The sequence below is a fragment of the Paenibacillus sp. CFBP13512 genome (genome assembly GCF_005233705.1).
GTDB classification, from domain to species: Bacteria; Bacillota; Bacilli; order Paenibacillales; family Paenibacillaceae; genus Saccharibacillus; species Saccharibacillus nuruki.
The window spans coordinates 277,112-286,224 of sequence record NZ_QGAD01000006.1; the positions used below are offsets into that span (position 1 = coordinate 277,112).

9 protein-coding genes are annotated in these 9,113 nt (G+C 39.9%); 2 read left to right on the forward strand and 7 right to left on the reverse strand.

Annotation, left to right across the window (positions count from 1 at the left end; genetic code table 11):
- Window positions 1-33 precede the first annotated feature (33 nt).
- The 5 genes from PaeCFBP13512_RS11670 to PaeCFBP13512_RS11690 all read right to left on the reverse strand — a co-directional run bounded on the left by PaeCFBP13512_RS11670 (window position 34) and on the right by PaeCFBP13512_RS11690 (window position 6,466).
- Window positions 34-1,650, reverse strand: a complete 1,617-nt coding sequence (locus PaeCFBP13512_RS11670) for an FAD-dependent oxidoreductase (RefSeq protein ID WP_137223229.1) — start codon at window positions 1,648-1,650, stop codon at window positions 34-36.
- Window positions 1,647-3,194: a DUF4127 family protein gene (locus tag PaeCFBP13512_RS11675; protein ID WP_137223231.1), complete on the reverse strand. Its 1,548-nt coding sequence runs from the start codon at window positions 3,192-3,194 to the stop codon at window positions 1,647-1,649. Before PaeCFBP13512_RS11675 ends, PaeCFBP13512_RS11670 begins: the two co-directional genes overlap by 4 nt.
- Before the next feature lie 157 nt (window positions 3,195-3,351).
- A complete protein-coding gene (locus PaeCFBP13512_RS11680; RefSeq protein ID WP_137223233.1) occupies window positions 3,352-4,233 on the reverse strand; it encodes a carbohydrate ABC transporter permease in 882 nt (293 codons plus the stop codon).
- Window positions 4,233-5,120: a carbohydrate ABC transporter permease gene (locus PaeCFBP13512_RS11685; protein WP_137223235.1), complete on the reverse strand. Its 888-nt coding sequence runs from the start codon at window positions 5,118-5,120 to the stop codon at window positions 4,233-4,235. The genes PaeCFBP13512_RS11680 and PaeCFBP13512_RS11685 overlap by 1 nt, the downstream gene beginning before the upstream one ends.
- Before the next feature lie 62 nt (window positions 5,121-5,182).
- On the reverse strand, window positions 5,183-6,466 hold the full coding sequence (locus tag PaeCFBP13512_RS11690; protein WP_241669355.1) for an ABC transporter substrate-binding protein: 1,284 nt from the start codon (window positions 6,464-6,466) through the stop codon (window positions 5,183-5,185).
- Window positions 6,467-6,678: 212 nt separating this feature from the next.
- Between PaeCFBP13512_RS11690 and PaeCFBP13512_RS11695 the strand changes: the two genes are divergently transcribed.
- Window positions 6,679-7,170, forward strand: coding sequence for a hypothetical protein (locus PaeCFBP13512_RS11695; protein WP_069328012.1), 492 nt, complete (start codon window positions 6,679-6,681; stop codon window positions 7,168-7,170).
- A 139-nt stretch (window positions 7,171-7,309) separates the two neighbouring features.
- Complete coding sequence (locus PaeCFBP13512_RS11700; protein ID WP_137223237.1) at window positions 7,310-7,534, forward strand: hypothetical protein; 225 nt, start codon at window positions 7,310-7,312, stop codon at window positions 7,532-7,534.
- 262 nt (window positions 7,535-7,796) lie between these two features.
- Here PaeCFBP13512_RS11700 and PaeCFBP13512_RS11705 read toward each other — a convergent pair whose 3' ends face one another.
- Complete coding sequence (locus PaeCFBP13512_RS11705) at window positions 7,797-8,147, reverse strand: hypothetical protein (RefSeq protein ID WP_137223239.1); 351 nt, start codon at window positions 8,145-8,147, stop codon at window positions 7,797-7,799.
- Between the two features lie 19 nt (window positions 8,148-8,166).
- On the reverse strand, window positions 8,167-9,000 hold the full coding sequence (locus PaeCFBP13512_RS11710; protein WP_137223241.1) for a M12 family metallo-peptidase: 834 nt from the start codon (window positions 8,998-9,000) through the stop codon (window positions 8,167-8,169).
- Between the last annotated feature and the right edge of the window lie 113 nt (window positions 9,001-9,113).

A 9,113-nucleotide genomic window follows, 5' to 3' on the forward strand; every position in this document is an offset into this window, starting at 1 on the left:
TCTATTCATCATTTACAAAGACATAACGACGTTTTACTGGGGGTTCAATACTTCTTGTTCTACATCCTCAGGCCAGTGCAGAACCACACCTGCGTCTACCAACATCTCTTGATAACGACTGACATGTTCTGTTGATTCGTAGACTTCACGTGGTGTAATGCCCTGTTGGATCGCATACGCAGCTAGATAACCTGCGGATTCTCCAATATTCCATTCGACAGGATGCAGACGATAGCAACCGCCAGCAATCTGAGTCATGCCAATATTTTTGCAAGCAGGTAAAAGATTAGTCATACACACAGGAATTAATGATCCCAACGGAATCTCAAAAGGATAATTAGGAATATAGAACGTACGATGTGTTTTGACTGTTGGATGTAGATCAAGTGAATAACTTCCTACACCCACACTATCTTCATATCGCTTGATTCCTTCAGCCCCGCGTAACTCTTTACTCACATCATGTTCGGTAATCGTGTATAGCGCTTTGATACGGCGAGACTCACGAATATACGGTGCTTTGGCAAGCCCATCTGCTGTCCCTAAAATATCTCCACGCAAACGAATACCCGGGAAGCCTTTACCACCATCCAGACGTGGCGCTTCTGTCTGCAACCAGTATACTAATGAAAAAGTAAGCTGGCGGGCACTTTCTAGATTTTGCGTACGTTCATAGATCGGTACACCTGTCACTGCTCCTGCATAATAATCATTTTGCGCCCAATTGAGTAGACTGACTTCTTGAATCTGTGAACGAAGTGGTTCTTCCCAAATAGCTGGATCGATAATACGGCGATAATCCCATAATGAAGTCACACCTTGATCGTTAGGGAACAACGTGAACTCTTTTAACTTGGTTGTATCGTTCGCATCAGAAGCATACCAGCTTAAGATAGGAAAACGGGAAAAAGAAGGCATATATTCACGCCAGTAGTCATATTCTGCTGGCTTTTCAATCGTGAAATCTGCTCCTTCCACATAATCCACAGCGGCTACATGAGTGATCGACTGCATATCTAGCGGATCAGCATGTTCTAGCGCATGCGGTTCATCGGTATCTGACTTCGCTTCTGCTCCGCTGACATACTCTGTTCCAGACTGCTCTAGAAGGTCTCCTTCTTCTGTAGCATCCAGATAATATTGACCGATTAACTGTGTATATTGACCGACTGATCCGGTTACTTGGGTATGACTAACCGTGACCGATACAATACGATCATACTCTGTTGCTACTTCAACGGGCACCGTATGATATAGCACTTGGATACGCTGAGTATGGATATACGGCGACATCATTTCTTGTAATACATCTAGTGCAATCTTAGGTTCATGCGCTAATCGACTCACCCATCCATTGCCCGGATTTAAAATTGGGTTATTACGTGCTTCCTCTATTAACGGATAATTCCGACGATAATAGTCGCGTACCCGTTCACGAAATTCACGAAATGTAGCGGTTGCTCCTGTACGTTCTATCCAGCGATGTTCATCGGGCGGAACAGCTTGTGATGTAAGCTGTCCACCTAACCAGTCTGTCGGTTCTGTTAAGGTTATAGTCAATCCTTGCTTCGCAGCGGCAAGAGCTGCCATACAGCCTCCTAGACCGCCACCGATTACTACCACATCTGTTTGTTTTATTTGTTCTGTCATTGTTGTTCTCCTTTGTGATCTTTTAACGATAGATGGGCTCGAATCGATAACCCCACTTCAAACATCCGATTCCACGGCATATAACAATCTTGAATATCGATCTGCACACCATCTTCTTGTAAATGTTGCTCTATAAATTGTTCCAGGTGACTACGTACCATCTCAGCCACATATCCACGTTCTCCATCTAACTGAAATTTATCCAGACCCAATTCTTGAATGGGTCCATTGCTTAAATACTTACGTACAACAGAATCATAGCCTAGGTCTTCTACATAACGTAGCGCCAGAAAATTCATATGCTCTGGAGTGGCTCCATATTGTTGATAGATCATCGATTGTGCAATAACCGTTCCTAATGTATTCGAACTGGTATTCCAGCCTGCATAACCTGCCAGTTGGTACAAAATGCCTCGCTGACGAAGTAAATCCAGCAATTCAAGATCACCACCGTTAGCATAGGCAATATCTCCAATAGCCACTACCGCATTCGGCTGACGATCCAATATGTAGCCTGCATACTCTACTAACTCTACGGTTGTCCGTTCGGTATCATAATTAGCAGACGGTGATCCTTGATAGACAGCTTCACCCATTTTTTCACCTGCGGTATTGAGCAGTAATAAGATATCCGCACTTTGTTCATCAGAAGCGACCATACCGCCTGCCGCAATAATCTGATATTTTAACGTTTCATACAATCGCCGATCCTCATACGCAGGAATAATCAAAGCTCCATTTACCGAGCTAAAACGCACATAGACCCGAGGGATATTATGATTCAACTGATTGATCATGCGAGCCACCAATGTACAACCAACTTCATCTGCACCCGGATACATATAGACACGCAAGCCTAGACGCAATGCTCGAATACGTGCCCTTACTTCCTGCTGATCTCTAGCGGTATATCCATAAGGAGCCGAATCATCTTGCGGGAAAATCAGAAAGTCGATCACACCTTGTTCTACATAATCCAGTGCTAATTGATTGATCTCCCGATTTACCGCACGACGACCTAGATAATCATCCAGCACTTCTTGAGGTAAGCGACTATTGATATCGTCCAGTTCTTGTTGCTCTTCGGTCGTTAACGGATGTTCTTCTGCATAATGTTCTAGATACCCTTTGCGAAAAATCTCTCGTCCCCAATCAGCATAATAATCCGGTTCTTCGTCTGAGGAAGAGTACTGTGGGCAACGCATAATCAGTTGAAAAGCGAACAATTTAAGTGCAGGATTCTGCTCTTTGAGTATTCGTAATCGATCCAAACGACGAGTCAGTTCGGTCACATCCAGTTCATGTAGACGGGAAGGCACAATCCCGCCGTACAATAGTGTATCTAGGGATATCACTGCTCCGTCAGCCGATTGACATTCCAATTGTGTCCATCTCCATAGCCGTTCGGTATCGGCGGCTATTTTCTTGCGTCCCATCCATTCTTGCGGAGGACGCACAGCTTGATATGATGTTCCTCGTGTCAGTTCATAAGGGAAATTATAATTACAAGGTCTTTCGTCTAAAGGTACAATCACCAATGTCATTTGGAATAGACTCCTTTGAAGTTACACCGCTTTGGGAAGGATATCTTGCTTGTCGTCGCTGGTAAAGATATCGTTCCCTTCGCTCAGAGTAAACTCGCATTTTTCTATTTGGCGGAGCAGTAAAATATAAAACGATTTATAATGCGTATTACTTTTATTATCCTTTGACGGCTCCTGCCAAGCCTTCCATGTAGTAGCGTTGGGTGAACAGGAAGACGACGATGATAGGGATTACGGAAATGATGGTTCCGGCGGCGATCCAGCCGAAGTTGTAGGAAAATTGTCCGTTGAGATATGTTAGTGCTGATGCTAATGGGTATTTTTCGGGATCATCTAGCACAACGATTGGCCACAGGAAATTGTTCCAGAATGCCATTACTTCAAGTAGCATAATGACCGCAATACCGGGCTTTACGAGTGGTAGTACTAATTGCCACCAGATGCGTAATTCGGATGCGCCGTCCATTTTACCAGAATCTCGAATTTCAGTAGGAATCGTCAAGAAGGTCTGACGCATCAGGAAGATATTAAATACCGATACAGCAGCAGGTAGCACTACACCCAGATACGTATTGCCTAAATTTAGCCATTGAATCGTTAAATAATGTACGATCATCGCTGTTGATGAAGGAATAATCATCGTTGCGATCAGCAGGGTAAAGACCATATCTCTACCTTTAAACCGGAATACGGCTAACGGATAAGCCGTCATACAGGACAAAATAATATTAAATACAACACCCATCACCGTAATGATGACCGTGTTCATAATGTATTTGGGAAAGTTCATAAAGTTCCACACTTGCGCATAGTTGCCGAAATTAATAAATGTCGGAAAAACGGCAGGTGGATTAGAAAACACATTGCGTCCGGGCATAAGCGATACACTGAGTAACCAGAGAAAAGGCCCTGTCATAAATAAAGCTAAGGCAATCAACAACACGTAAGTAATCGTATACCGAATCCCTTTTTTCCATTTACGTGCTTGCGGACTGGGTGTTTTGTAATCGGTTTTGGTTGGTATCGTTGGATTATTCATCAGTACGTTTGCACACCGCCTTTCTTGTTCAGACGGAACACCAGTATACTCAAAATGCCTACAATCACACTAACGATTAGACCTAGTGCTGACGCATAACCAAAGTTAAATTGCACCAACCCTTTTTGATAAATATACAGACTGGATGTAAGTGTCGCTGTACCCGGTCCACCTTTACCATTGGTTAGAACAAACACTTCATCAAATACACGAATCGCACCCATTAATGAGATCAACGTACAGAATAAGATATGAGGGCGCAGTAAAGGAATCGTGATCCGGTAAATGGTCTGCCAGCGACTTGCTCCATCAATCATGGATGCTTCGTAGAGATCAGTTGGAATCGATTGAAGCCCGGCTAGATACAACATCATATAATAGCCAAGCCCTTTCCACATCGTAATAAACATAATTACATACAATGCGGTGCTACTGCTGGACAACCAGCCGACTTGTTCTTGAATAACACCTAGCTGGATTAACGCATAATTGATCACACCGTTACTACTGAACAACCAGCTCCACATCAACGCTACCGCCACCATAGAGGTGACGACAGGGATGTAATAAGCGGCGCGAAATGCTTTGATCAATGGAATACGGCTATTGACCAGAATCGCCATTAAGATCGAAATAATCTGAATAATCGGTACAATCAACACATAGACCATCGAGTTCCATAGGGAAGCCAAGAAACTTTTATCTTGAAAAGCTGTTACATAATTGTCTACACCTACATAGTGCGTTTCTCCAATGACCGAATAATCGGTCAAGGACAACGGAAGTCCGTACACAATTGGCCATAACACGAATACAGCCACAATCAGCAGTCCGGGCGCCATAAATGCCCATGCAGCAAATGTTTCTGTTCTCATCCATTTCTTCATGTTCGTCCACCGCCTTCAAAGGGTCGTCTTGGGTTCGATTGTTGATCTGCTTGGAGTGCCCCTTAGTTTTGCGACAGAATTTGGTTCACTTCTTGTTCGGCTTCTGTCAATCCTTGTTGAGGGTCTTTGCCATTCATAAAGATTTCTTGCAATTGACGTGCAATCGCCGAGTTCACATCACCTGCATTTGGTACACCTACCATATAATCTACTGCTTTATCTAAGCTTTCTGCGGATACTACTTTGGCTTCGGATTCCAATGTGCCATCATTTTCAGTGAAAAAGGAATCTTTGATCGATTCTTTAGTACTTGGCAATGTATTAGCTGCTTTGGCAAATGCTGTCTGGTTCGTCGCATTGGTCAAAAATTTCGCAAATTCAGCCGCTTGTTCAGCATTAGCCGATTTGAGTGGTACCACGACATTCATCGTGTTCGACAAACGCACATCGGCTTTACCTGTAGGCAGTGGAACCGCAATTGTATTTTTATATACATCTGGTGCAGATGTTTTGATAAAATTAATAAAAGTAGGTCCTGCAATTTCAAAAGCAGTCTGTTCGCTAGAATAATATTGAATCTGTTTATCAAAGTTAGCGTCTTCTTTCACCAGTACGCCTTCTTGAATCAATCCCTGCATTTTCTGGATTAATGCAATCGTAGCTGGTGTATTAAAAGCTGCTGCTGTTTTGTCGTCATTCAAAATAGAGATTCCTTCAACCGGGAACATTCTAGCTGCAAATGTAGTTGCATACCCTGTTGCTCCTGTTTTGGCTTTGATCTCACGAGACCATTCATTCAGCTCATCACGCGTTTTCGGTGGATTGGTAGGATCAAGCCCTGCTTGCTTCACCAGACGAGTGTTCATAAATAACACTTCTGTTCCTGTATACCATGGCAAAGCATATGCTTTGTTATCAAATACAGTGGAATTGAAAATGCCATCAAAATAAGATTTTTTCTCATCATCGCTCATCCATTGACCCAGATCAGCAAGTGCACCTTTAGAAGCCATTTGATTCGCAAATTCAGTATTCAAATTGACCACATCTGGTACGTTACCACTCGCAATTCCGGTTAATAACTTATTAGAGATAGCATCATATGGATAATCGCTCCATTCTACAGTTACGCCAGGATGACTTTTTTGGTATTCTGATATTAGTCCATTAAAATAATCATTGAACGTGGGTTGAAGAGCAATCGTCCAGAATTTCAAAGTGACTTTCCCATCTTTCGCCTCATTATCTTTGGCATCTGAACCACATGCACTCAGTAGCGATACACATAATGTAGCTAGTAGACATAATGACATCCAACTTCTAAATTTCTTTTTCACAATCTTCATCCCTCTCGTGTGGCAGTTATACTTTCTACGACCATCATGTAATATGTAAGATATCACGGTGGAGATGCCAGAATCTGGAACCGTTCTACCTATGAGACGAATTATAGCAAAACTAAATGTAACAAAAAAGGGATAGACAGGAATTAAAAGGTAATCCTTGTGCAAATTGTTGTTTTTTATTACCAAATATGTGTAAAAGAAGGTGAATTCCTATGCAACCAGAATGGATGATATTAGCCGGCATTATTGTTGTTGCCGTGGTTGCTATTGCTGTTGTGCTCTGGATTGTTTTTCCTTTAAAAAAGGTCACTATACATCAGGCAGATCCTATACTACCGCCCGAGCCAACAACACAGCCTGAACCCACTGAACAAGATCCATCGCATCCTAATATTGTAGATTTATCTGCTTTTCGTGAACGCAAGCATCTGAACCAGGAAGAGCAACGTACCTCTGCTTCTGCTGATATCCAAGCTAAAGATACCTCTTCATCTGTATCTACTCCTCCCAAATTAGCAACTGTACGAAACTTACATCAACCCAAACAAGTACAATCCTTTTCCAACACTCGACTTCAGAAATGCTCTTATTGCAAAAAAGATGTCAAACATCTGACTTTTTATGCGAATGATAACGGAGGTCTTGTAGGTGTATGCAAAGATTGTGAACATATCGCCAAAAGACAAGACTTGTTACCTTTGTAAAACTAAAATGAAATTCGCAAGAAATAGTCTTGCGACTCTTTTATGAATACGCTATTATTTAGAAATAGTTGTCATGTTCGGATAGATATGGGTATGATCATACGTTGATTCTAATACCGTTACTAATGTGGAGGTCATGATGAGCAAGTATCAATTTATATGGAGCGAAGGTGTATTAGGCTACGGTGGGACAACATCTCTCGGCATGATCGCCATGCATTATATAGATCATCGTTTTGTACTGACTTTTCACAGTATTGTTGAAGAAATTACGGATACGGTTCCTTTATTTCTATTGTGTGGATATTTGTTCGGGGAAATGATGTGGCGTTGGAAAGCTCGCAACAAAGAGCAAAAAGAGTAAATTCTAGCTTTGCACTAATAGGTTTTATTTTTATACTAAAAAAATTTTTGCATAGAAAATAGAAATTAAGCACTTTATTTTTGATTATTCAGCGCTTGGCACTATAAGCGCGACTTTTTCTACTTCAATCAAACATGATTTTTGCACAGCAAAATATCTTACATTCTTCTAATAAAATATTTTTCTAGTTAGCTGATTTTCTACAATTAAAAATAAGATATTGTAAAAAAAGGCTTTGCGTATAAAACGCAAAGCCCTTTTTTTATTTTTTAAATTCTGCCCATTCTTTTTGATCATTGTAGGAGCTAGAAACAAATAAATTTTTTGTATTCTTATCTTGATAAATTTGTAAATTACTCTCAATTCCATCATCTTTGTCTGTTACTTCACCTGTATCAATCAAATGATCCATTTGTATATTTGATTCTTCTGTCTTTGAATAAACCTTAAAAAAATTATATTTTTCGCCATCATAATTAATCCATGTACGTGGAGAAGGTTCTTCCATTTTATAATTAGGAGTGGATACATAAGTTGGTTGTTCTTCTTGGGCACAAGCTGTTAAAAATAGAGTTAAAGCTGTTAGCAATAAAACAACTTTGTTTTTTAGCATATATATCACCTCCTATATTTTAAAAAGAAGTTCCATACCAATTCACATGAATACCAAGCTCATTTTTATGATCTGCATGCCATTGTGTAGTTGTATACATATTTTCATAATTCATAATACATAAAGGTTCTGCTGCTAACGGATCATGATCTAATCCATAATTATGTGATATTTCATGTTGTAAAGCTCGTGAAGTTGAAGTAGTTGTTTGATCTAATACAGTACTATAGGCAGCATATGTTGGTGGGCTTTTATATATATATGCACGTCCGCCCTCCATATAATTTGCATCAGCTACAAAACCAATAACAAAATCATAATCATCCTTACCATTACCTTTTAAATTAGATAAAATTTGTGTTGTGTCACTTCCTGTTGAAGTCCAATAACGAAATGCTTTTACATCTAAATCAATATTAAAATCTCTAACAAATGCATTATCTGTTAATTCAACGATATTTGAGGTTCTTTCTTGCCAATTAGAAAATTTCTTTCTGTATTCTTCATCAGCTGCTATTAATACAGTAGCAACTTTGCCTTCAGTAGCAGCAGTCAGTGATTTTCTACTATCTAAGTTACTTTTTATTTGGTATGTATCTATCACCACACCAGACTCATCATAAACTTTTGCTAAAGAAGAACGTTCGATTTCAACAAATGGTTTTTCTTCTTTCGTTAATGAATAGTTTCGTGGTTCTAAAGGTGTCTTTTCCTCAGGTAATTCTACTTGTGTTTCATAAAATTTTTTTACATCTATACTTTTCTCAACTGGCTCTGCATAACTAATTGTACATAATACTAAAGAAATCATAAACAAGAAACTCAGCAAAGAAAATAATTTACATTTTTTCATTTTAAACCTCCTTTTTTGTATATTATATACAATAATACAAAAAAAGGATAATTTAAGTATAATTCGATCTATTTTTTCTAAAAAAAGAATATTTACCTAGCATCAAAAAAGGG